Annotated in this window: 18 protein-coding genes; 10 read left to right on the top strand and 8 right to left on the bottom strand. The window is 73.7% G+C overall.

What is annotated here, in order from left to right; genetic code table 11:
• Positions 1-65: 65 nt before the first annotated feature.
• Complete coding sequence (locus AB0B63_RS04285) at positions 66-764, bottom strand: class I SAM-dependent methyltransferase (protein ID WP_357014516.1); 699 nt, start codon at positions 762-764, stop codon at positions 66-68.
• A 150-nt stretch (positions 765-914) separates the two neighbouring features.
• Between AB0B63_RS04285 and AB0B63_RS04280 the strand changes: the two genes are divergently transcribed.
• Genes AB0B63_RS04280 through AB0B63_RS04260 form a run of 5 tightly spaced genes read left to right on the top strand, consistent with a single transcriptional unit; the run spans position 915 to position 8,596 of the window.
• Complete coding sequence (locus AB0B63_RS04280; protein WP_357014514.1) at positions 915-3,137, top strand: molybdopterin oxidoreductase family protein; 2,223 nt, start codon at positions 915-917, stop codon at positions 3,135-3,137.
• Entirely contained in the window at positions 3,134-4,567 is a 1,434-nt protein-coding gene (locus AB0B63_RS04275; protein ID WP_357014512.1) for an FAD-dependent oxidoreductase, read from the top strand. Before AB0B63_RS04280 ends, AB0B63_RS04275 begins: the two co-directional genes overlap by 4 nt.
• Before the next feature lie 29 nt (positions 4,568-4,596).
• Positions 4,597-7,164, top strand: coding sequence for a nitrite reductase large subunit NirB (nirB, locus tag AB0B63_RS04270; RefSeq protein WP_357014510.1), 2,568 nt, complete (start codon positions 4,597-4,599; stop codon positions 7,162-7,164).
• Positions 7,161-7,508, top strand: a complete 348-nt coding sequence (nirD, locus tag AB0B63_RS04265) for a nitrite reductase small subunit NirD (protein ID WP_208568175.1) — start codon at positions 7,161-7,163, stop codon at positions 7,506-7,508. The genes nirB and nirD overlap by 4 nt, the downstream gene beginning before the upstream one ends.
• On the top strand, positions 7,508-8,596 hold the full coding sequence (locus AB0B63_RS04260; RefSeq protein ID WP_208568176.1) for a uroporphyrinogen-III synthase: 1,089 nt from the start codon (positions 7,508-7,510) through the stop codon (positions 8,594-8,596). Before nirD ends, AB0B63_RS04260 begins: the two co-directional genes overlap by 1 nt.
• Before the next feature lie 72 nt (positions 8,597-8,668).
• On the opposite strand, the gene AB0B63_RS04255 is transcribed toward AB0B63_RS04260, so the two are convergent.
• The 5 genes from AB0B63_RS04255 to AB0B63_RS04235 all read right to left on the bottom strand — a co-directional run bounded on the left by AB0B63_RS04255 (position 8,669) and on the right by AB0B63_RS04235 (position 13,602).
• On the bottom strand, positions 8,669-9,292 hold the full coding sequence (locus AB0B63_RS04255; protein ID WP_208568177.1) for an ATP/GTP-binding protein: 624 nt from the start codon (positions 9,290-9,292) through the stop codon (positions 8,669-8,671).
• The gene (locus AB0B63_RS04250; RefSeq protein ID WP_067313317.1) at positions 9,273-9,635 is read right to left on the bottom strand and encodes a DUF742 domain-containing protein; all 363 of its coding nucleotides are present in this window, start codon (positions 9,633-9,635) and stop codon (positions 9,273-9,275) included. The genes AB0B63_RS04255 and AB0B63_RS04250 overlap by 20 nt, the downstream gene beginning before the upstream one ends.
• A gap of 84 nt (positions 9,636-9,719) precedes the next feature.
• Positions 9,720-10,127, bottom strand: coding sequence for a roadblock/LC7 domain-containing protein (locus tag AB0B63_RS04245; protein ID WP_067313320.1), 408 nt, complete (start codon positions 10,125-10,127; stop codon positions 9,720-9,722).
• On the bottom strand, positions 10,124-13,444 hold the full coding sequence (locus AB0B63_RS04240) for a sensor histidine kinase (RefSeq protein ID WP_357014506.1): 3,321 nt from the start codon (positions 13,442-13,444) through the stop codon (positions 10,124-10,126). The genes AB0B63_RS04245 and AB0B63_RS04240 overlap by 4 nt, the downstream gene beginning before the upstream one ends.
• Positions 13,441-13,602: a hypothetical protein gene (locus tag AB0B63_RS04235; RefSeq protein ID WP_208568179.1), complete on the bottom strand. Its 162-nt coding sequence runs from the start codon at positions 13,600-13,602 to the stop codon at positions 13,441-13,443. Before AB0B63_RS04235 ends, AB0B63_RS04240 begins: the two co-directional genes overlap by 4 nt.
• A gap of 280 nt (positions 13,603-13,882) precedes the next feature.
• Here AB0B63_RS04235 and AB0B63_RS04230 point away from each other — a divergent pair, with 280 nt between their 5' ends.
• On the top strand, positions 13,883-15,064 hold the full coding sequence (locus AB0B63_RS04230; RefSeq protein WP_357014503.1) for an ABC transporter substrate-binding protein: 1,182 nt from the start codon (positions 13,883-13,885) through the stop codon (positions 15,062-15,064).
• 72 nt (positions 15,065-15,136) lie between these two features.
• Here the strand turns inward: AB0B63_RS04230 and AB0B63_RS04225 are convergent, their stop codons facing one another.
• Positions 15,137-16,006 carry an ABC transporter permease gene (locus AB0B63_RS04225; RefSeq protein WP_357014501.1) on the bottom strand — a complete coding sequence of 290 codons (870 nt, stop codon included), beginning with the start codon at positions 16,004-16,006 and terminating at the stop codon, positions 15,137-15,139.
• Between the two features lie 100 nt (positions 16,007-16,106).
• Positions 16,107-17,135: an ABC transporter substrate-binding protein gene (locus AB0B63_RS04220; protein ID WP_357014499.1), complete on the bottom strand. Its 1,029-nt coding sequence runs from the start codon at positions 17,133-17,135 to the stop codon at positions 16,107-16,109.
• 262 nt (positions 17,136-17,397) lie between these two features.
• Here AB0B63_RS04220 and AB0B63_RS04215 point away from each other — a divergent pair, with 262 nt between their 5' ends.
• The 4 genes from AB0B63_RS04215 to AB0B63_RS04200 all read left to right on the top strand — a co-directional run bounded on the left by AB0B63_RS04215 (position 17,398) and on the right by AB0B63_RS04200 (position 21,954).
• On the top strand, positions 17,398-18,183 hold the full coding sequence (locus tag AB0B63_RS04215; protein ID WP_208568183.1) for an ABC transporter ATP-binding protein: 786 nt from the start codon (positions 17,398-17,400) through the stop codon (positions 18,181-18,183).
• A 2-nt stretch (positions 18,184-18,185) separates the two neighbouring features.
• The gene (locus tag AB0B63_RS04210) at positions 18,186-19,136 is read left to right on the top strand and encodes an LLM class F420-dependent oxidoreductase (RefSeq protein ID WP_357015129.1); all 951 of its coding nucleotides are present in this window, start codon (positions 18,186-18,188) and stop codon (positions 19,134-19,136) included.
• Positions 19,133-19,441 (top strand): cupin, encoded by a 309-nt coding sequence (locus tag AB0B63_RS04205; protein ID WP_145921730.1) that lies wholly within the window; start codon positions 19,133-19,135, stop codon positions 19,439-19,441. The genes AB0B63_RS04210 and AB0B63_RS04205 overlap by 4 nt, the downstream gene beginning before the upstream one ends.
• Before the next feature lie 86 nt (positions 19,442-19,527).
• The gene (locus tag AB0B63_RS04200) at positions 19,528-21,954 is read left to right on the top strand and encodes a hypothetical protein (RefSeq protein ID WP_357014496.1); all 2,427 of its coding nucleotides are present in this window, start codon (positions 19,528-19,530) and stop codon (positions 21,952-21,954) included.
• Positions 21,955-21,956: the final 2 nt, after the last annotated feature.

Here is a 21,956-nt window from a genome sequence, read left to right as displayed (position 1 = left end):
CACCTCGACCAACCCGACAAACCGCCGGGTGCCATCGCCCGGCCCGCCCGCCGCAGGGGTCCGGGTCAGGCGGGACGGCGACCGCCGAAGACCGCGAACCGCCACGCCTTGTAGAAGCAGTCCACGTCGACCAGGCCGGCGTCGACCAGCCACCGGCACTGGTCGGTCACCGACGCCGGGCGGTCGTGCCGCATCCGTTCCCGGGCGGCGGCGATCTCGTCGGCGTCCGAGCCGCGCGCGGCAATCTGGGCCAGCCAGACGTCGTCGTAGCGGCGGTCCAGGGTCGGGGTGGGGCCGGCCACCTGCTCGGCGTTGACGAACACCCCGCCGGGGACGAGCGCGTCGGCCGCCCGCCGGTAGAGGGCGCGCTTGCCGTCGTCGTCGAGGTGGTGCACGGCCAGGGCGGAGACCACCGCGTCGTAGCGGCCGGCGGGGAGCGGGTCGGCCAGGTCGGCCACGACGGTCCGGTGCGCCACCCCCCGGGCGGCCAGCCCGTCGGCGGCCACCGCGAGCATCCGCGCGGCCCCGTCGACCAGGGTCACCCGCACCCCGGGCAGCGCCGCGGTGAGCAGCAGGGAGAGCAGTCCGGTGCCGGCGCCCAGGTCGAGCACCTCGGGGGTACGCCCGGCGGCGAGCGCGGCCCGCAGCGGTGGGGCGGCCACCTCGACGGCGGTGCCGTAGAAGTCGTCGAAGCAGGGGACGAGCCGACGGCGGGCCCCGTCGTAGGAACCTGCCACCGCATCGAAGGCCGCCGTCACGTCCACGATCCACCCCTCTCACATATTAAGAAACTTGTCTCACATTATAGACCCCACCGACCGGCCCCCTGCCCCCGTGCGGTGTGAACCGCTCTTGACAGGACCGAAACAGAAGGGACCCCGGTCGGAAACCGCCCGGCGGCACGCTTTGCGGACATGACAGACGGTGCACGCGCCGCGACACGAACGGGGCCCCCGCCCCGGGAGACGGAAACGCACTGCCCGTACTGCGCGCTCCAGTGCGGCATGATCCTGCGGGACACCGACGGCCGGATCGAGGTCCGGCCCCGGGAGTTCCCCACCAACCGCGGCGGGCTGTGCCAGAAGGGCTGGACCGCCGCCGAACTGCTCGACCACCCCGACCGGTTGACCACCCCGCTGGTCCGCGACCCGTCCGGCACGCTGCGCCCGGCCAGCTGGGACGTCGCGCTGGACCGGATCGCCGACGGGCTGCGCACCATCCAGCGGGCCCACGGCCGGGACGCGGTCGCGGTCTTCGGCGGCGGCGGGCTCACCAACGAGAAGGCGTACGCCCTCGGCAAGTTCGCCCGGGTGGCGCTGCGGACCCGGCACATCGACTACAACGGCCGGTGGTGCATGTCCTCCGCCGCGGCGGCCGGACTGCGCGCCTTCGGCGTCGACCGGGGGCTGCCGTTCCCGCTGACCGACCTGGGCCGCACCGGAACCCTGCTGCTGGTCGGGGCGAACCCGGCCGAGACCATGCCGCCGCTGATGCGCCACGTGACCGACCAGCGGGCCCGGGGCGGCCGGCTGATCGTGGTCGACCCCCGGCTCACCGCCACCGCCCGCCAGGCCGACCTGCACCTGCAACCGCTGCCCGGCACCGATCTCGCGGTCGCCAACGCGCTGCTGCACATCGCGCTCACCGAAGGGCTGATCGACCGGGAGTACGTCGCCACCCGCACCGAGGGCTTCGACGCGGTACGCCGTACCGTCGCGGGGTACTGGCCGGCCGAGGTGGAACGGCTCTCCGGGGTGCCGGTGGCCGACCTGGAGGCGACCGCCCGCGCGCTCGGCACCGCCGACTCGGCGATGATCCTCACCGCCCGGGGCGCCGAACAGCACGCCAAGGGCGTCGACACCGTCAGCGCGTACGTCAATCTCGCCCTCGCCCTCGGCCTGCCCGGCCGCCCCCACTCCGGCTACGGCTGCCTCACCGGTCAGGGCAACGGCCAGGGTGGACGCGAGCACGGCCAGAAGTCCGACCAGCTCCCCGGCTACCGCAAGATCGACGACCCGGCGGCCCGCGCCCACGTCGCCGGGGTCTGGGGAGTCGACCCCGCCGAACTGCCCGGCCCCGGGGTGCCGGCCTACCAACTGCTCGACTCGCTCGGCACCCCCGACGGCCCCCGGGCACTGCTGGTCTTCGGCTCCAACCCGGTGGTCTCCGCGCCCCGGGCGGCCCGGGTCGAGTCCCGGCTGCGCGGGCTGGACCTGCTGGTGGTGGCCGACTTCCTGCGCTCCGAGACGGCCGAGCTGGCCGACGTGGTGCTGCCGGTGGCCCAGTGGGCCGAGGAGGACGGCACGATGACCAACCTGGAGGGTCGGGTGCTGCGCCGCCGGGCGCTGCGCCCACCGCCCCCCGGCGTCCGCACCGACCTGACCGTCCTCGCCGAGCTCGCGGCCCGCCTCGACGACGCACCGGTCCCGGCGACGACGCCGGACGGCCCGGCCCCGACCACCCCGACGACCACCCGGCCCACCGTCCCGGCCCCGCGCACCCCTCCGGACCACGTCCCGGCCCCGCGTACCGCGCCGGACCGGTTCCCGACCGACCCGAGGGTCGTCTTCGCCGAGCTGCGGCGGGCCTCCGCCGGGGGCGTCGCCGACTACGCCGGGGTCAGCTGGGACCGGATCGAATCCGCCGACGGGGTCTTCTGGCCGTGCCCCGACCCGGACGGGCCGGACTCCCCCCGGCTCTTCGCCGACACCTTCCCCACCCCCAGCGGCCGGGCCCGGTTCCACGCCGTGCAGCACCGGCCGGCGGCCGAGGAGGTCTGCGCCGACTACCCGCTGCACTTCACCACCGGGCGGGTGCTGGCCCAGTACCAGTCCGGCGCGCAGACCCGGCGGGTGGCCGCGCTGCACCGGGCCGCCCCGCACGGCTTCGTCGAGCTGCACCCCGACCTGGCCGACCGGCTCGGGGTGGCCGAGGGCGACGAGGTCCGGGTCGCCTCCCGCCGGGGTGAGCTGCGGGCACCGGCCCGGCTCAGCCCGACCATCCGACCCGACACCGTCTTCGCCCCGTTCCACTGGCCCGGGGCGGCGCGCGCCAACTCGGTCACCAACGACGCCCTCGACCCGGTCTCCGGGATGCCCGAGTTCAAGATCTGCGCGGTCCGGGTGGAGCGGGCATGACCGGGCAGATCGTGATCGTCGGATACGGGATGGCCGGCGCCCGGCTCGCCACCGAGCTGCACGCCCGCAACGGCGACCGGAAGGTCACCGTGCTCGGGGCGGAACCGCACCGGGCGTACAACCGGATCATGCTCTCCACGCTGCTGGCCGGCAAGGTCGACGAGCCCGACGTCGAGCTGGCCGAGGTCGCCGGGCAGGGCACCGACGTGCGGACCGGGGTGGTGGCCGCCGCGATCCACCGGGCCACCCGGACGGTGCACACCACCGACGGCGACCGGATCGACTACGACCACCTGGTCCTCGCCACCGGCAGCCGGGCCGTGGTGCCCCCGCTGCCCGGCCTCGACCCGGCCGCCCTACCACCCCGGGTCGCCGTCTTCCGCACCCTGGCCGACTGCCGCCGCATCCTCGCCACCGCCCGCACCGCCCGCACCGCGCTGGTGCTCGGCGGTGGGCTGCTCGGCCTGGAAGCGGCGCGCGGCCTGGCCGCCCGGGGGTTGGCGGTGACCGTGGTGCACCCCCACCCGCACCTGATGGAACGCCAGCTCGACCCGGCCGCCGGGGAGGTGCTCGCCGCCACGCTCGCCACGCTCGGCGTCACCACCCGACGGGGGGTGCCGGCGACCGGGTTGGCCACCGACGACGACGGGGTCCGCCTCGACCTGGCCGACGGCACCACCCTGCACGCCGACCTGCTGGTGCTCTCCTGCGGGGTGCGCCCCGACACCGACCTCGCCACCGCCGCCGGGCTGGCCGTCGACCGGGGGGTGCTGGTCGACGACCGGCTACGCACCGACGACGAGTCGATCTCGGCGATCGGCGACTGCGCCCGCACCGGCGGCCCGACCGGGCTCGTCGCACCCGCCTGGGCACAGGCCCGGGTGGTGGCCCGGCTGCTCACCGGCGAGGACCCGGCGGCCCGCTACCGGCCCCGCCCGGTGGTGACCCGGCTCAAGGCCGCCGGGATCGACCTGGCCGCGATGGGCGACCCGACGGGCGGCCCCGGCGAGGAGTTGACCTTCGCCGACCCGGCCCGCGGAACGTACGCCCGGCTGCGCATCCACCACGACCGGCTGACCGGGGCGATCCTGCTCGGTGACAACCCGGCCGTCGGCACGGTCGTGCAGCTCTTCGACCGGGGCGCCCCGGTCCCCACCGACCGGCGGGCGCTGCTGCTCGGCCGGTCGCTCGGCAGCGCCCCCGCGACACCCGCCGCCTCCCCGGCGCTGATGCCGGACGCGGTGACCGTCTGCCAGTGCAACGACGTCGACAAGGGCACCCTGGTGCGCTGCTGGCGCTCCGGCGCCCGGACCGTCGACGCGGTGGTCGCCGCGACCCGGGCCGGGACCGGCTGCGGAGGCTGCCGGCAGGCCGTCGAGGGCATCGTCGGCTGGCTGTCCGAGGTGGACTCGGTGGGGACGACCCGATGACCGTGATGACACCACGAGGAGGTGACCCGATGACCGGTGGACGATTGGTCGTCGTCGGCAACGGCATGGTCGGCCAACGGTTCGTCGAGGCGCTGCGCGCCCGCGACCACGACCGGCGCTGGCAGGTGACGGTGCTCGCCGAGGAACCCCGCCCGGCGTACGACCGGGTGCGACTGTCGGCGTTCTTCGACGGGGTGTCCGCCGAGGAGCTCAACCTGCACACCCCCGACGAGGGGGTGCGGCTGCACCTCGGCGAGCCGGTCACCGGGATCGACCGGGACCGGCGGGTGGTGACCACCGCGACCGGGGAGCACCCGTACGACGCGCTGGTGCTGGCCACCGGGTCGTACCCGTTCGTCCCGCCGGTGGCCGGCACGGACCTGCCGGGCGTCTTCGTCTACCGCACCCTGGACGACCTGGAGGCGATCCGGGAGCACGCCCGGGGCCGGGTGACCGGGGCGGTGATCGGCGGCGGCCTGCTCGGTCTGGAGGCCGCCAACGCGCTGCGGCTGCTGGGGCTGCGCACCCACGTGGTGGAGTTCGCCCCCCGGCTGATGCCGGTGCAGGTCGACGAGGCGGGCGGCGCGATGCTGCGGCGTTACGTCGAGGAGCTGGGCGTCACCACCCACCTCGGGGTGGGCACCACCGCGCTGCGGCCCGGCCCGACGGGCACGGTCGCCGCGTTGGACCTCTCCGACGGCGGCACGGTCGACGCCGACCTGGTGGTGGTGGCCGCCGGCATCCGGCCCCGCGACGAGCTGGCCCGCGCCGCCGGGCTGGGCCTCGGCCCCCGGGGCGGGGTGCTGGTCGACGGGAGCTGCCGCAGCGACGACGAGCGGATCTGGGCGGTCGGCGAGTGCGCGGCCGTCGACGGCACCTGCCACGGCCTGGTCGCCCCCGGCTACGCGATGGCCGAGGTGGTGGCCGACCGGCTGCTCGGCGGCGCGGCCACCTTCCCCGGCGCGGACAGCGCCACCAAGCTCAAGCTGCTCGGCGTCGACGTGGCCTCGTTCGGTGACGCCCACGGCACCACCCCCGGCTGCCTGGACGTCACGTTCACCGACCCGGTCACCCGCTCGTACGCGAAGCTGGTCCTCTCCGACGACGCGCGGACGCTGCTCGGCGGGGTGCTGGTCGGGGACGCGACCGCCTACCCGACGTTGCGGGCCAGCGTCGGCGGGCCGCTGCCCGCTCCCCCGTTGACGCTGCTGGCCCCGGCCGGCGAGGGCGGCGGCGGGGTGACCGCGCTGCCCGGTGCGGCGCAGGTCTGCTCCTGCAACGCGGTGACCCGCGACGACATCGACGCGGCGATCGCCGGCGGGGCGTGCGACGTGCCGGCGTTGAAGGCGTGCACCCGGGCCGGGACGAGCTGCGGCTCCTGCGTGCCGATGCTCAAGCAGTTGCTCGACGCGGCCGGGGTGCAGCAGTCCACGGCGCTGTGCGAGCACTTCGACGCCAGCCGGCAGGAGTTGTTCGACATCGTCCGGGTGCGCGGCATCCGGACGTTCTCGCAGCTCGTCGCCGAGCACGGCCGGGGCCGGGGCTGCGACGTCTGCAAGCCGGTGGTGGCCTCGATCCTCGCGTCGCTGGGCACCGGGCACGTGCTCGACGGCGAGCAGGCGTCGTTGCAGGACACCAACGACCACTTCCTGGCCAACCTGCAACGCGACGGCAGCTACTCGGTGGTGCCCCGGATCCCGGGCGGCGAGATCACCCCGGACAAGCTGATCGTGATCGGTGAGGTGGCCCGCGACTTCCAGCTCTACACCAAGATCACCGGCGGGCAGCGCATCGACCTGTTCGGCGCGCGGGTCGAGCAGCTCCCGCAGATCTGGCGGCGGCTGGTCGACGCCGGCTTCGAGTCCGGCCACGCGTACGGCAAGGCGCTGCGCACGGTGAAGTCCTGCGTCGGCGAGACCTGGTGCCGCTACGGGGTGCAGGACTCGGTCGGCCTGGCCGTCGCGCTGGAACTGCGTTACCGGGGGTTGCGGGCCCCGCACAAGCTCAAGTCCGCCGTCTCCGGCTGCGCCCGGGAGTGCGCCGAGGCCCGCAGCAAGGACTTCGGCATCATCGCCACCGACACCGGGTGGAACCTCTACCTCGGCGGCAACGGCGGTTTCCGGCCCCGGCACGCCGACCTGTTCGCCACCGACCTGACCACCGACGAGCTGATCACCCTGATCGACAGGTTCCTGATGTTCTACGTTCGCACCGCCGACCGGCTGCAACGCACCTCCGCCTGGATCGAGGCGATGGACGGCGGCCTCGAACACCTGCGCTCGGTGATCGTCGACGACTCGCTGGGGCTCTGCGCCGAACTCGACGCGGCGATGGCCCGGCACGTCACGTCCTACTCCGACGAGTGGCGCGACGTGCTCGACGACCCGGAACGGCTGCGCCGGTTCACCTCCTTCGTCAACGCCCCCGAGGTGCCGGACCCGTCGATCACCTTCGCCGTGGAACGCGGCCAGCCGGTACCGACACGCGGTCCCGTCGCCGCCGGGGCCGCACCACCGGACGGGGCCGCCGCCCCCGCCGGGGCACCCACCCGGCGTCGCCAGCCCGTCGTCCTCGGCCTGCCGGAGGTGCGGCGATGAGCGACACCGTCACCATCGGCTGGGCCCCGGTCTGCCCACTGGAGAGGCTGGAACCCGAGCGCGGCGTCGCCGCCCTGGTCGACGGCGTCCAGGTGGCCATCTTCCGTACCGACGACGAGCTGTTCGCGGTCGACAACCTCGACCCGCTCAGCGGCGCGTACGTGATGTCGCGGGGCATCGTCGGCAGCCGGGGCGGGGTGCCCACCGTCGCCTCCCCCCTGCACAAGCAGGTGTACGACCTGCGAACCGGGCTGTGCCTGGACCTGCCCGGGGTGACCCTGCCCCGGTACGACGTCCGCTGCCGGGACGGCCTGGTCGAGGTGCGGCTGCGACAGGAGGAGTGATGCGGGACGAACTGGCCGGCTTCACCATCGGGGTGACCGCCGACCGGCGACGCGACGAGTTGGCCGCGTTGCTGGAACGGCGCGGTGCCCGGGTGGTGCTCGCCCCGGCCCTGCGGATCGTGCCGCTGGCCGACGACACCGACCTGCGGGACGCCACCCGGGCCTGCCTGGACCGGCCACCGGACGTGCTGATGGCCAACACCGGCATCGGGATGCGCGGCTGGTTGGAGGCGGCCGAGGGCTGGGGGCTGGCCGAGCCGCTCAAGAACGTGCTGTCCCGGGCCTACGTGGTGGCCCGGGGCCCCAAGGCACGCGGCGCGATCCGGGCCGCCGGCCTGCACGACCAGTGGTCGCCAGCCTCGGAGAGCTGCGAGGAGGTGGTCGAGCACCTGTGCCGACGTGGGGTGGCCGGGCAGGTGATCGCCATGCAACTGCACGGCGACCGGCAACCGGAGTGCACCGAGGCCCTGGAGGCCGCCGGGGCCACCGTGATCGAGGTGCCCGTCTACCGGTGGGCCCCACCGACCGACCCGGCCCCGCTGCACCGGCTGATCGACCTCGTCGCCGGCCGGCTGGTCGACGCCGTCACCTTCACCTCCGCCCCGGCGGCGGAGGCGCTGCTGCGCGCCGCCGGGGACCGTACCGAGACGGTGCTGGCCGCGTTGCGGGGCGACGTGCTGGTCAGCTGCGTCGGCGCGGTCACCGCCGAACCGCTGGTGCGGCGGGGCGTGCCGGTCAGCGCACCGACCCGGGCCCGGCTCGGCGCGCTGGTCCGTACCATCGTGGACGAACTGCCCCGCCGAACCGTCACGGTCAAGGCGGCCGGGCACCTGCTGACCCTGCGTGGGCACGCCGCCGTCATCGACGGGGAGCTGCGGCCCCTGGCACCCGCGCCGATGGCGGTGCTGCGGGCGCTCGCCGCCCAGCCCGGTCGGGTGCTGTCCCGGACCGAACTGCTGCGCACGCTGCCCCGGGGGGCCGACGAGCACGCGGTGGAGATGGCGGTGGCCCGGCTGCGGGTGGGGCTGCGGGCACCCCGGGTGGTGCAGACCGTGGTCAAGCGCGGCTACCGGCTCCGGGTGGAGTGAGCCGGCAGCGGACCACCGGTGGTGACGCCCCGGCCCGGAGGCTGCGCCGTCACCACCGGTGACCGTCCGCGCTCAGCCCACCGGCGTCGGGAAGCCCCGGCCGTGCTCGGCCTGGAGCCGGAGCATGGCGTGCTCCACCACCGTCACCAGGACCTGCTTGACCGACTCCCGGTCCCGGGCGTCGCACATCACCAGCGGCACGTCCGCCGAGATGGCCAACGCCTCGCGGACCTCGTCCGGCTCGTACAGGTCCGAGCCGTCGAACCGGTTCAGCGCCACCACGTACGGGAGTTTGCGGTTCTCGAAGTAGTCCAACGGGGCGAAGGCGTCGGTGATCCGCCGGGTGTCCACCAGCACGGCGGCACCCACCGCACCCCGGATGATCTCGTCCCACATGAACCAGAAGCGGGTCTGCCCGGGGGTGCCGAACAGGTACAGGATCAGGTCCTGCGCCATGGTGATCCGGCCGAAGTCCATGGCGACCGTGGTGGTCTCCTTGCCGGGCACCTTCGACGGATCGTCGATGCCGACGCCGGCGGCGGTCATCAGCGCCTCTGTGGTCAGCGGAGTGATCTCGGAGATCGCCCCGACCAGGGTCGTCTTGCCCACGCCGAAGCCGCCCGCGACCACGATCTTCGCGGAGACGATTCCCCGGCTCTGGCGCGACCCGACGGGGTCATAGCCTGCGAAGTCCACTTAGCACCCTTCCAAGGATTTCCATTCGCTCCTCGAACCCCTCGGCGGGAGCGGCAGTGTGTAGCGTGAGCAGACCGTCGGCGACCAGGTCGGCGACCAGCACCCGGGCGACGCCCAACGGCATCCGGGTGTAAGCGGCGATCTCCGCCAGCGACTGCGCCCGGCCCTCGCAGACGGTGGCGATCCGGTACTTGTCGTGGCCGGCGAAGCGGGACTCGGCCACCTGGGTCGCACTGGAGGTGAGCACCGCCTCCAGTGCGATGTCCCGGCTCGGCTCGGTGCGGCCCCGGGTGACCGCGTACGGACGCACCAACGCCCCGCGCGGGTCCCGTCGGGGGTCCATGCCGCGATCACCTCCTTCCGCCCGGGTCCGGCCCGGATGCGTCGTCCCTCCGGCCGGACGCGGTCGCGCCCGGCCTCACCGGTGCTACGAACGCACGGCGTCCCGGGGCAGCGGCACCAACGCCGCACCCACCCGTTCGACCAGCAACGCCATCTCGTAGCCGACCTGACCCACGTCACAGCTGCGGGCGGCGAGCACCGCCATCGACGAACCGTCGCTGATCGACATGAGGAACAGGTAACCGCTGTCCATCTCGATCACTGTCTGCAGCACCCCGCCCGCGCTGAACATCCGGGCGGCACCCTCGGTCAGACTCACCACGCCGGAGGTGATCGCGGCGAGCTGGTCGGCCCGGTCGGTGGGCAGGTCCCGCGAGGAGGCGAGCAGCAGCCCATCCGCGGACACCGCCACCACGTGGGCGATGCCCGCCACGCTGTCGGCGAAGTTGGTGAGCAGCCAACCCATGTCCTGCATGGCAGCTGGCCTGTTCATCGGTTCGTCTCCTTGGTCGAGGTGCTGTTGAGGTCCGCGCCTGCGGTGCGTCCGCGCTGCACGCCGCGGTGGTAGGCCGAGAGCAGGCCGCGTACTTCGTCGGGGGTGCGGCGGCTGCGGTCCCGGCCCTCCTTCGGCTCGATCCCGCCGGGGACGAGCTGCGCCTGCGGCACCCGCTTCGGCAGGCCGGAACGGGTGGTGCCGGCGTTGGCCGGTTCGGCCGCCTGGCTGGCCCGGGTCCAGCCCTCGTCGGCCGCTGTCCGCCAGGCGTCGGCGTCGGCGGCCGGTGGGCCTGCCGGGGCCTCGGGCGCGGCCGGCGGGGTGGTGCCGAATGTCGACGCCGCGGTGGGGGCGGCCGGCGCGGTGGTGCCGAACGTGGACGCCGCGGTGGGGGCCGGCGGTACGGGTCCGGTGGCGGCGGGCGCTTGCGGGGCAGCCGGGGCGGGTGTGACGGTCGGGGTGCCGGCGGCGGTGGGTGCCGTCGGTACCCGGGTGGGCAGCGGCGGGCGGGTCGGCTTGCTCGCGCCGTTGGACCGTGGCGGTGCGGCCGGCGGTTCCTCGTCGAAGCGGGGCCGGGTGAAGATCGCGGTGGCGTCGTCGCCGTGCGACCGGAACCACACCGCCTCCATCTCCCGGAAGATCGGCGAGTCGGCCGGCCGGTCCGGGCGGGCGACCACCGGTGCGGCCGGTGCCGGCGGGGTGTAGGACGCGGCCGGTGCGGTGTACGGCTGGGCGGCCGGTGCGGCGTACGCGGCCGGCTGGGCCGCCGGGGCGAACGCCGCCGCGGCGGCGGCCGGGGCGAACGGGGTGGCCGCCGGAGCACCCGCGTACGGGGTGGCGGCGGGCGCACCGGCGTACGGGGCGGCCGCCGGGGCACCGGCGTACGGAGCCGCCGCCGGGGCACCGGCGAACGGCATGGCCGGCGCACCGTAGGACTCCGTCGGGGCGGGCGTGGCACCGGCGACCGGGCCGACCGGGAGCACCGGGGCGGACTCGCCCGGCGCGGCCCGACGGGGCAGCGGGTCGATGGTCGGGTTCGCCACCGTCGGGCTGCCGGCCGAGAAGGCCCCGAACCCGGAGTCGGCCGACGGGGCGGGGACCGGCGCGAACGGTGGGGCGGAGACCGGGCCGCCGAACTGCACGGCGGGGGCGGTCTCCCGGGAGTCCACCGGCGGCTGCCACGGCGCGGGCGCCGGTGGGGCGGTGCGCCACTGGTCGTTCAGCGTCGCCGCCGCGCTGCGGGCACCGCTGAAGGCACCGCCGATGCCGGACGACGCGGGCGACGGCTGCTCGACCGCGAGCGGCTGGCGCGGGCGGCTGACCGCCTGGTCGCGGCCCCGGTGGGCGGGCAGGACCACGGTGGCGTTGGGCAGCGTCACCTGGGCGACGGTGCCGCCTTCGACGTTGCGGCGCAGCTCCACCCGGACGCCGTAGCGGCTGGCCAGCCGGCTGACCACGGCCAGACCCATCAGCCGGAAGGCGGCCACGTCCACGGTCGGCGGGGCGGCGAGGCGGCGGTTGAGCGAGTCGAGCTGCTCGTCGGTGAGGCCGAGTCCCCGGTCCTCGATCTGGATCAGCACGTAGTCGCGGATCCGCCGGCCGTCGGCGACGACGGTGGTGGTCGGCGGCGAGAAGCGGGTGGCGTTGTCCAGCAGCTCGGCGACGAGGCGTACCACGTCGTTGACGGCGTGGGCGGCGACCGAGATGTCGGTGTCGACGGTGCCGAACTCGATCCGGTTGTAGAGCTCCACCTCGGACTGGGCGGCGCGCAGCACGTCGACCAGCAGCGCGTCGTCGCGGCGCGGCACGGCCGAGTCGGCACCGGCCAGCACGAGCAGGTTCTCGTCGTTGCGGCGCATCCGGGTGGCGAGGTGGTCCAGCTCGAAGAGCTGGGCGAGCCGCTTCGGGTCCTCCTCGCCGCGCTCGATCGCGTCCAGTTCGCCGATCATCCGATCGACCAGGGTCTGACTGCGGCGGGCCAGGTTGAGGAACATCGCCGAGACGCTGGTCCGCAGCGCCGCCTGCTCGGCGGCGACCCGGACGGCCTCCCGGTGGACCACGTTGAACGCCAGGGCCACCTGGCCGACCTCGTCCCGGTTGGTCAACCGGATCGGGTCCCGCACCTGGCGGACGATCTCCTCGACCCCGCCGTCGCCGACGCTGCCCATGTTCTGCAACCGCTTGACCGCGTCCGGCAGGTCGTGGTTGGCCACCGAGAGGGCGCCCTCCCGCAGCCGGCGCAGCGAGTGGTTGAGCGAGCGGGCCAGCACCACGGCGAGGGTGATCGCGACGATCAGGGTGAGCAGCACCAGCACCGTCTCGATGACGGCCTGCTGGATGACGTCGCTGCGGGCCTGCTCGGAGCGGGCGAGGAGGGTCTCCTGGAGCTGGATCTCGGTCCACCGCATCAGGTCGTTGACCGCGCCGATCGCGGCGCTGGCGTCACCGGCGCTGATCGGGCTGCGCTGGCCGACCGAGCGGGTGATGTCGGCGGCCACCCGGTCGGCGAGGCCGACGGCGTCACCGGAGACCGCGCTGAAGACCAGCGCACGTTGGGTGGGGTCGGCGGCGAGGGAGAAGCCGAGCAGTGCCTCCTGCTGACTGGTCAGGGTCGCCACGAACGAGGAGAACTGCTCCTCGTCGAGGCGTCCGCTGACCAGCGCGGTGTAGGCGACCGCCTCCTCCTCGGCGACGGCGGACTTGGCCCGGCTGAACGCGGCCACCGCGCGGCGTGCGTCCGCGAGACTCTCCTGGCCGGCCAGCTGGGCCAGGGTGTCGCCGTACGAGACCAGGTCGGTGAGGATCACGCCGTACCGCAGGGTGGCCTCGGCGACGGGCATCTGCCGGCGGTCGAGCACCTCCTGCCGGGTCGCGTCGAGCGTGCGCAGGTGGTCGTCGATCACCTTGAGCCGGTCCCGCACGGCGGCCGGGACCTCACCGAGGTCGGCCCGCTCGGCCCGGTAGGCGTTGATCCGCTCACCGGTGGCCCGGACCCGCAGGTTGTAGTCGTCCGGGAGCAGCTGCGGGTTGGCCAGGTAACCGGCGGCGGCCATCCGCTCCTTGTGCAGATCCTGCGTGAGCGCCGAAACGTCGATGGAGAGCGCGGTCAGCGAACGGATCTGGGTGGCGTCGACCGCACCCTCGGTAGTGGAGACGAGTCGGATTGTCGCCAGTGCGATGACCGCTGCGACCGGTACGACCAGAATGAGGGCGAGTTTGGAACGAATCCGCGCATCCCGAAGCCGGGGCAGTCGGCGCTCCCGTTCGGTTCCGGCGCTTTCGCCTGGCTCGGGCAGGGTCGTCGGTCCGGTGCTCACGACATCGCCTCCGTCGTATCTTCCACACGCCTGACCCGCCGACCCGCGCCTGGTGCGACGGACAGCGCCACGCGCGGCACGGCCGCGATTTCATCAGAGAAGATCCTGTTTGGGAAGCCGCGTTCGGACAGGAATCGGTCGACCAGCATGCTGATCACCGTTTTCCCTGCTTAGCAGGCCACCCCTGAACAGGGCATGTCACTCCAGAGTGTTCGTACGCCTCTGATGAGTGAGCATGGGTAAATATCTGATGTCCCCACAATGTGAGATTCGCGTCCCGAAACCGCCGACAGCATCCGCGCTTGACCGCACGCCCCGGCATTGGCAAGGTTTTGCAGGCTTTCGCGCACACCGTACGGCACACAATCCCGTTTCTCCACTGAGGACGGACTAGCGGCGGTGACCGGGTCCGTCCCGCGCCGCACCTGGAGGACTGAGTTGAGCCCCATCCGCTCCGCGACCATCGTGGCGCTCGCATCGGCCGTGCTGGCCACCACGCTCACCGGCTGCTCGTTCGGCGCGACAGAGGAGGACGACAGCCCGATCACGATCGCCGCCGATCTCGAACTCTCCGGCGTCGCCGCGCCGGTCGGCAAGGCGTACCAGCGCGCCCTGGATCTGAAGGTCGAGCAGTTGAACTCCTCCGGCGCCCTGGGCTCCCGGAAGATCAAACTGGTGGTCAAGGACAACCGGTCCGACGCCAACGAGTCGCTGCGCAACATCGGCGACTTCAGCAACGACTCCACGGTCAACGCCATCATCATGGGCGGCTGCAACGAATGCGCCGTCGGCGCCGCGCGCACCATCAACGAACGGAAGGTGCCGACGATCGCACTCGCGCCGTCGGGCGCGGTCGCCAGCCCCGTCCCCGAACGCCGGTACGTGTTCAAGCTCGCGCCGAACGCGGGCGACAGCGCCGCCGCGCTCACCGCCGAACTGCGGCGGCGCGGGATCACCGAGGTCGGCATCCTGCACAGCGACGACGACTACGGCCGCGAGGGACTGACCGCGCTGGAGGGCGAGTTCCGCAAGGTCGGCATCAAGCGGGTCCGCGCCGAGGCGGTACGCACCACCGACACCGAACTCGCCGCACCGGTTCGCCGGCTGGTCGACCGGGACCCCACCGGGCTGGTCATCTGGACCCCGCCGGAGCAGGCCACCCTCGCCGCCACCGCCGCCGACCAGTCCGGTTACTCCGGGTCGCTCTTCCTCGACGCCGCCGCAGCCGGTGACCTCTTCCTGGGCGGCTCCGGCCGGGCCACCGAGCGGGCCACCCTGATCTTCACCCAGACCATGGTGATCGACGACGTCATCGCCACCACCCCGGCCAAGGCCGCCCGCCGGCAGTGGTTCCAGGACTACACGGCCCGGTTCGGCGGCTACAACGGCCTCTCGTCGTTCGCCGCCGACGCCGTCCAGCTGATCGCCGACTCGGCGGTACGGGCCGGCGGCCCGAGTGGCCGGGTCAACCGGGACGGCCTGCGGGACGTGCTGGAGACGTCCCAGTTGGACGGCCTGTCCGGGCCGATCCGGATGACCCCGGACAACCACTCCGGGCTGATGCCGCAGGCGCTGACCACGCTGGTGGCCCGGGGCGGCCGGTGGCGGCTGGCGAGCTGACCGCCCCCGACCGACGGGCCGGCCCCGGGTGGGGTCGGCCCGTCGGTGCTTCGGGTCGGGTGGCTGCGGGGGTCAGCGGGCCGAGGTGGTGGCCCGGACCCAGGGCAGGGCCAGCCGCTCGACCAGCGACAACGCCGAATAGAGCAGGATGCTCATCGCCGCGATCAGCACGATCGCCGCCCAGGCCGTGGCGGTGTCGCCGACCCCGTTGTACTGGAGGATCTGGTACCCCAGGCCCGGCTTGTCGGAGTAGAACTCCCCGATCACCGCGCCGATCGCGGCCAGCGGCATCGCCACCTTCAGCCCGACGAAGATCTGCGGCAGGGCGGCCGGGAACCGCACCTTGCGGAACGACTGCCACCAGGAGGCGTTCAGCGACCGGGCCAGCTCGGCCAGGTCCGCCGGGGTGGTGGTCAGCCCGGTGGCGGTGGAGAGCACGATCGGAAAGAAGCAGAGCAGGAACACCATGGTCAGGATCGGCTTCGAACCCCAGCCGACCGAGACCACCAGCAGCGGCCCCAGCGCGATCTTGGGCACCGCGTTGATCGCCACCAGCAGCGGGGCGAACATCCGCTCGGCCCGCCGGGAGGCGGCCAGCGCCATCCCGATCAGCACCCCGGCGACCGTCGACAGCAGGAAACCGAGGACCGTCATCAGGGTCGTCGTGCCCAGCGCCGGGAAGAGCACGTCCGCCGATACGGTCAGGGACGTCCAGACCGCCTGCGGTGGCGGCAGGGACGACGGGTGCACCAGGTGCAGCCCGGAGGTGACCACCCACCAGACGGCCACCGTGACCACCAGGCCGGCCAGCGGCAGGCCGACCGCCGCCGGGCGTACCCGGGACCAGGGTGACCGGGCGCGCGGTGGGGGCGCGGCCTGAGCCGTGGGGGTCGGCGGTCCGGCCGACCCGGGTACGGGACGGGTCCGGATCGAGTCCGTCACAGGATCCTCCTCTCCTGCCGGCACGCTGGCCGGCACGCGAACGGGGGTGCGCCCACCGGTCGTCCCGCTGGGTCGCACCCCCGTGGCACCTCGGCGTCGATCAGGCCTTCGGGACGAGGTTGAAGTCGATGATCTGGTCCGGGGTGATGTTCGACTTGAGCGCGCCGGCGCCCTGGAGGATCGCGATGCTCTTGGCGACCCGGTCGCTGTCCAGCGTGCCGATCGCCGTGCCGGAGTTGCTGGAACGCACGTAGCCGGCCATCAGCTGCAACTCGGCAGCGGCGGCGGCCGGGTTGGTGGTGTCCACGTTCTTCTTCAGGATGTCGGCCGCCTCCTGCGGGTGGGCCAGGGCGTACTCAAGGCCCTTGAGCAGCGCGGCGGTGAACTTCTTCACCTTCTCCGGGTTCTCCTTGGCGATCTTGCTGGAGGTGATCAGCGCGTTGCCGTAGAGGTCCTGCATCACGTTGCTGTACGGCAGCACGACGGGCTTCTTCTTGGTGACCGCCTCGACGGTCGGCTGACCGACGACGAACTGGCCGATGCCGTCGACCTGGCCGGAGGCCAGCGTGCCCATCAGGGTCTGCGCGTCACCGTTGACCCAGGTGACCTTGTTGTAGTCCACCCCGGCCATCCGGGCGTACGTCGGGAAGAGGTTGCGCACGACGGAGCCGGGGGTGTCGGCGAGCTTCTTGCCCTCCAGGTCCTTCGGCGTGGCGATGTTCTTGCCCTCGACCGAGACGATGGCGGCCATGGTGCGCTGCTGGATCGCGGCGACCGCCACGAAGTCCTTGGCCACCCCGTTGCCGACCTGGAGCAGGCCGCCGGTCAGGTCGATCGGACCGAAGTCGGCCTGGCCGCCGACGATGGTCTGGATGACCGCGCCGGTGCCCTGACCGGGCTTGATCTCCACCTCGAAGCCGGCCTCCTTGAAGAAGCCCTTGTCCTTCGCCACCCAGGCGTACGAGTCGCGACCGAAGTTGCCGAACGAGGTGAGGTAGGTCACCTTCTCCAGCGACTTGCCGTCGCCGGTCTTTGCGTCCGCCGAGTCGGACCCGCCACTGCAGGCGGATACCAGAGCGAGGGCGGTGGCCAGGGTGGCCGCGGCGACCGTGCGGGTCAGCCTTGTCATCTGTGCACCATGTCCTTTCCGACCGGGCGGTGTGCCCGGAGGGGGTTGTCGTTCCGGCGGGACGGCGTGAGGGGGCGCCGACGCAGCCGTCGTGAAGGGACTCTTCGCTGGCACAGCGTACGAGACACTTACCGTCACCACACCAGGCGGATCGGGTTGCGGAACGGAAACAACTCGACTCCACCCCGGACGGTGAGCGGCCGGCACGCTGGGGATATCCTTGTCGGATTCCTGACCGCCGACTCAGGGGAGACCGACGGCGATGATCAGACTGTCCGATGTGTCGCGTACCTTCGACGGCCGTTCCGGGCGGGTGGAGGCGCTGCGCGGGATCGACCTCGACGTGGCCGAGGGCGAGTTCGTCGCCGTGCTCGGCCGCTCCGGTTGCGGCAAGTCCACTCTACTCAGGATGATCGCCGGGTTGCTGCCCGTCAGCAGCGGCGAGATCACCGTCGCCGGCAGCCCGATCACCCGGCCCCGCCGGGACGTCGCGATGCTCTTCCAGAAACCCGCCCTGCTCCCCTGGCGCACGGTGCTCGACAACGTGCTGCTGCCGGCCGAGATCTTCGGCTGGAGCCGCGCCAAGCACCGCGAACGCGCCCGCCAACTGCTGGAACTCTCCGGCCTGGCCGGCTTCGAGAAGCGGCTGCCGCACGAACTCTCCGGTGGCATGCAGCAGCGGGTGTCGCTGTGCCGGTCGCTGATCGGCGAACCCCGGGTGATGCTGATGGACGAGCCCTTCTCCGCCCTGGACGCGCTCACCCGGGAGGAACTCTCCGGCGAACTGCAACGGGTGCACATGGAGACCGGGGCGACCGTCGTCTTCGTCACCCACTCCATCGACGAGGCGGTGCTGCTCGCCGACCGGGTGGTCGTGCTCAGCCCCCGCCCCGGGCGGATCCGCAAGATCGTCGACGTGGACATCCCCCGGCCCCGCACCCTCGGCCGCAACGCCCACCTGGCCGACGTCGCCCGGGTCAGCGCCGACCTGCACGAACTGCTGATGGAACGGGAGACACCGGCGACCGCCGGGGTGGAGGGACGATGACCGTGCGAGTGGCGATCTTCACCGAGCCGCACCGGGGCGCCAGCTACGACGACCAGCTCCGGTTCGCCCAGCTCTGCGAGGCCGGCGGCTTCGACGGGTTCCTCCGGGCCGACCACTACCGGGCGATGGGCGACGAACCCGGGCTGCCCGGCCCCACCGACGCCTGGCTGACCCTGGCCGCACTCGCCCGCGAAACCTCCCGCATCCGGCTCGGCACCCTGGTCACCTCGGCCACCTTCCGGCTGCCCGGCCCGCTGGCCGTGATGGTCGCCCAGGTCGACCAGATGAGCGGCGGCCGGGTCGAGCTGGGCATCGGCGCCGGCTGGTACGAACGGGAACACACCGCGTACGGCATCCCCTTCCCCAAGGTCAGCGAACGCTTCGACCGGCTCGCCGAGCAGCTGGAGATCGTCACCGGGCTGTGGCGCACCCCCGTCGGCGAGACCTACAGCTGGGCCGGCGAGCACTACCAGCTCGTCGACGCCCCCGCCCTACCCAAGCCGGTCCAGCAGCCCGGCCCGCCGATCATCATCGGCGGCCGGGGCCCGAAACGCACCCCCGACCTCGCCGCCCGGTACGCCGACGAGTTCAACATGCCGTTCAAGTCGGTCGAGGAGACCGCCGAGGCGTACGACCGGGTACGGGAGGCGTGCGACCGGACCGGCCGGACCGGGTCGGGACGGGCACCGCTGGTGCTCTCCGCCGGGATCGTGGTGGCGATCGGGCGTACCGATGCCGAAGCCCAGCGCCGGGCCGCACCGCTGCACGTCAAGAGCGCCCTGCCGCCGGAGGACCCGGTGGTCGGCTCCCCCGCCCAACTGGTCGACCGGATCGGCGAGTTCGCCGCGATCGGGGCCACCCGGGTCCACCTGCGGTTGATCGAACTCGACGACCTCGACCACCTGGAGCTCATCGCCGCCGAGGTGCTCCCCCAACTGGACGGAACCCGATGACCGACGTGACCCACGACCTCGAACTCGGCCCGGTCGGCCAGGAGATCGTCTTCGAGAACGACCGGGTCCGGGTGTGGCACATCCGGCTCGCCCCGGGTGAGCGGCAGCCGCTGCACCGGCACGACCACCCGTACCTGGTGGTGGCGATCGAGGGCGCGAAGAACGTGGTGCAGACGATCGACGGGACCCGGATCGACGCCGACGAGCCCACCGGCGGGGTGGTCTACCGGGACCCTGGTGCCGTCCACATGCTCACCAATGTCGGGGACACGACCTACCTGGCCCGCCTGGTGGAACTCAAGTAGTCGCTGGTAGCGCTTGGGTAACAGCTGGTCCCGGCCGCGCCGCGCCACAGTGGCGATCGGGCGCACCGGGCCGTAACGTGCGCGACATGGCCTTTCGGACGTGGGGCAGACTGCTGCTCACCGCACTCGGGGTGAGCATGTTGGCCGGGGCCGGCCAGCTCGGCATCGCGTACGGCTTCGGCATCGTCCGACTCACCGGCGACTTCACCGACGTCAACCGGTGGCCGGCCCAGCTCGCCTGGGTGGGCTGGTTCGCGGTGACCGCCGCCGTGGTCGGCGCGGTCCTCACCGGCCGGCTCGTCCGCCGTGAAGGGCTGCCGCAGGACACCCCCGTACAGCTGGCGATCTCCGGGGCCGCCGCGCTCGGCGCGCTGGTCGTCGCCCCGCTGTGCATGCAACCCGCCCGGGCCGCCGAGCTGAGCGCCGTCGACCCGGTCTGGGCGGTCGGTATCTGCGCGGTCGCCGGGGCGGTGGTCGGTGCGGCTGCCGCCTCGGCCGTCCTGCTGCGCCCCCCGCTGGGCTGGAACGTCGCACTGATGGGCGGGGCGGTCTGGTTGGTCGCGCTCGTCTCGGCCGCACCGGGCGTGCTCTCCACCGACCCGCTGCGCACCGTACGCCTGGGGGTACTGGAGCCGGCCTGGCTCGGCCCGGACCGGGCACCGTGGCTGGCGATGCTGCTGCTGCCCGTGGTCGCGCTCGTGGCCGGCGCGGTGACCGGTGGGCTGGCCCGGCGGCGGGGGCACGTCCCGCTCATCGGCGGGGCCGCCGGGGCGGCCGGCCCGGTGCTGCTCGCCTTCGCCTACCTCACCGCCGGGCCGGGCGACCCGGTGGACCGCTACCAGCTCGCCCCCTACTACGCCGCGGTGATCGCGGTCGCCACCGGTGCGCTCGGCTCGGTCGCCGCCACGCTGCTGCGTTGGCCGCTGCTGCCCGCCCGACCGGCCGCCGGCACCGCCGACGACGCGGGCGACGACGCGGCGATCGAGCCGACCGACATCCTCGCGCCCCTGCCCACCGCCCCCGACCCGCCCCGGCCCGACCCGACCGGGGCCGTCTCCCCGGCAACCGGCCCGACCGGGACCGGCACCACGACCGGGACCGGCACCACGACCGGGACACGCAGCACGACCGGGATCGGCAGCGCGGCCGGAACCGGCTCGGACGAGGCGGTCACGGTGGAGCTGAGCGCCGCCGCACGGGCCTTCGACCCCGAGCCGCCGGGCGTCGGCCGCACCCCCGCCCACTGGGACTGGCCGGATCCCGCCGCTACCGTCACCGACCGGCCGGCGACCCGCCCCGCCCCGACCCCGGGCGGACCGTCCCGGATCGGCTCGACCCCGACCAGGCCGATCCCGACCGAGCCGACCCCGACCGGGCCCGCCCAGAGCAGGGTGACCCCGACCGGGCCGGCTCGGACCGAACCGACGCTGACCGAGGAGACGTCGAGCGAGCCGACTCGGGCCGGAGCGGCTCCGGGCCGGCTGACACAGACCGGGCCGACTCCGACCGAGCCGCCCCGGGTCGAACCGGCCAGGATCGAACCGGCCAGGATCGAACCGGCCAGGATCGAACCGGCCAGGATCGAACCGCCCAGGGTCGAACCGGCCCCCGCCAGGTCGACGCGGGCCGAGACCAGCCAGACCGCACCCACCGCGGCGAAGCAGCGCAAGGCGACCGGACCGGCCACGGGAGACGAATCCGAAGCCGCGCCCAGGCCACGGGCGAAGCGGACCAGCCGGACCCGTCCCGCCGTCGTCCCGGTGGCCGAGACCGGTCAGCAAGCGCCCGATCCAGCGACCCGCAGCGGCAGCGCGGAGACGGACCGACCGGCCGTCACCGAATCTCGCCACACCCGGCCCGCCAGCGGTGGGCTGGAAAGCACCGGGCCGCAGCCCACCCGACAGGGCCGCAGCGGGACGGGCAGCACCGCGTCCGACCGCCCGGGCGTCGCCGGGCCGGGCGGTGTCCGTCCCGATGCGACGGCCGCCGAAGCGGGCCCGGCGAGGGGCGCAACGCGGCACGTCCCACCGGACGGTGTCGAGAGCATGCCGCGCCCCCGCCACCAACTACCAGACCTCAGCGGTACGGGTGGCGCGGCCGGCTCCCCCCGCCCGGAACCAGCCCGGGCCTCCCTGCCGTTTCCCGAACCGGACACCACCGAGCGCACAGAGCCCCCGGGGCCGGTCAGCCTCCGGTGGGAAGGAGACAGCTCCCGCAGCACCGCGCCGGTGGACGACACCTCCCCCGGTGCGGCTCCCGCCAGCCCAACTCAGAGCGGCGGCGACGGTCAGCAGCCAGCCGGACGGGCCAAGGGCAGACGAGGACTGTTCCGACGGAACCGGTCACCCGAGGGTGAGTCGGCAGGCGATCCTCCCGCGGAGCCGGCGACGGCCGACGACGAGTACGTCGACTGGGTCGCCGGCCTGAGCAAGCCCCTCGCCGACAACGAACCGGAACGGGAGAGCGGCCGCCGCTCCCTACGCACCAGCGGCCGCCACCACCACCACGACTAACC

This window comes from Micromonospora sp. NPDC049081, from assembly GCF_040648835.1.
In the GTDB taxonomy this organism is placed as follows: domain Bacteria; phylum Actinomycetota; class Actinomycetes; order Mycobacteriales; family Micromonosporaceae; genus Micromonospora; species Micromonospora antibiotica.
This window is presented reverse-complemented; position numbering and strand designations above follow the sequence as displayed.

Coding starts and splice junctions, on each gene's coding strand:
- AB0B63_RS04280 (WP_357014514.1), top strand. CDS start 915: ATGACAGACGGTGCACGCGCCGCGACACGAACGGGGCCCCCGCCCCGG.
- AB0B63_RS04275 (WP_357014512.1), top strand. CDS start 3,134: ATGACCGGGCAGATCGTGATCGTCGGATACGGGATGGCCGGCGCCCGG.
- nirB (WP_357014510.1), top strand. CDS start 4,597: ATGACCGGTGGACGATTGGTCGTCGTCGGCAACGGCATGGTCGGCCAA.
- nirD (WP_208568175.1), top strand. CDS start 7,161: ATGAGCGACACCGTCACCATCGGCTGGGCCCCGGTCTGCCCACTGGAG.
- AB0B63_RS04260 (WP_208568176.1), top strand. CDS start 7,508: ATGCGGGACGAACTGGCCGGCTTCACCATCGGGGTGACCGCCGACCGG.
- AB0B63_RS04250 (WP_067313317.1), bottom strand. CDS start 9,635: ATGGACCCCCGACGGGACCCGCGCGGGGCGTTGGTGCGTCCGTACGCG.
- AB0B63_RS04245 (WP_067313320.1), bottom strand. CDS start 10,127: ATGAACAGGCCAGCTGCCATGCAGGACATGGGTTGGCTGCTCACCAAC.
- AB0B63_RS04220 (WP_357014499.1), bottom strand. CDS start 17,135: ATGACAAGGCTGACCCGCACGGTCGCCGCGGCCACCCTGGCCACCGCC.
- AB0B63_RS04215 (WP_208568183.1), top strand. CDS start 17,398: ATGATCAGACTGTCCGATGTGTCGCGTACCTTCGACGGCCGTTCCGGG.
- AB0B63_RS04205 (WP_145921730.1), top strand. CDS start 19,133: ATGACCGACGTGACCCACGACCTCGAACTCGGCCCGGTCGGCCAGGAG.
- AB0B63_RS04200 (WP_357014496.1), top strand. CDS start 19,528: ATGGCCTTTCGGACGTGGGGCAGACTGCTGCTCACCGCACTCGGGGTG.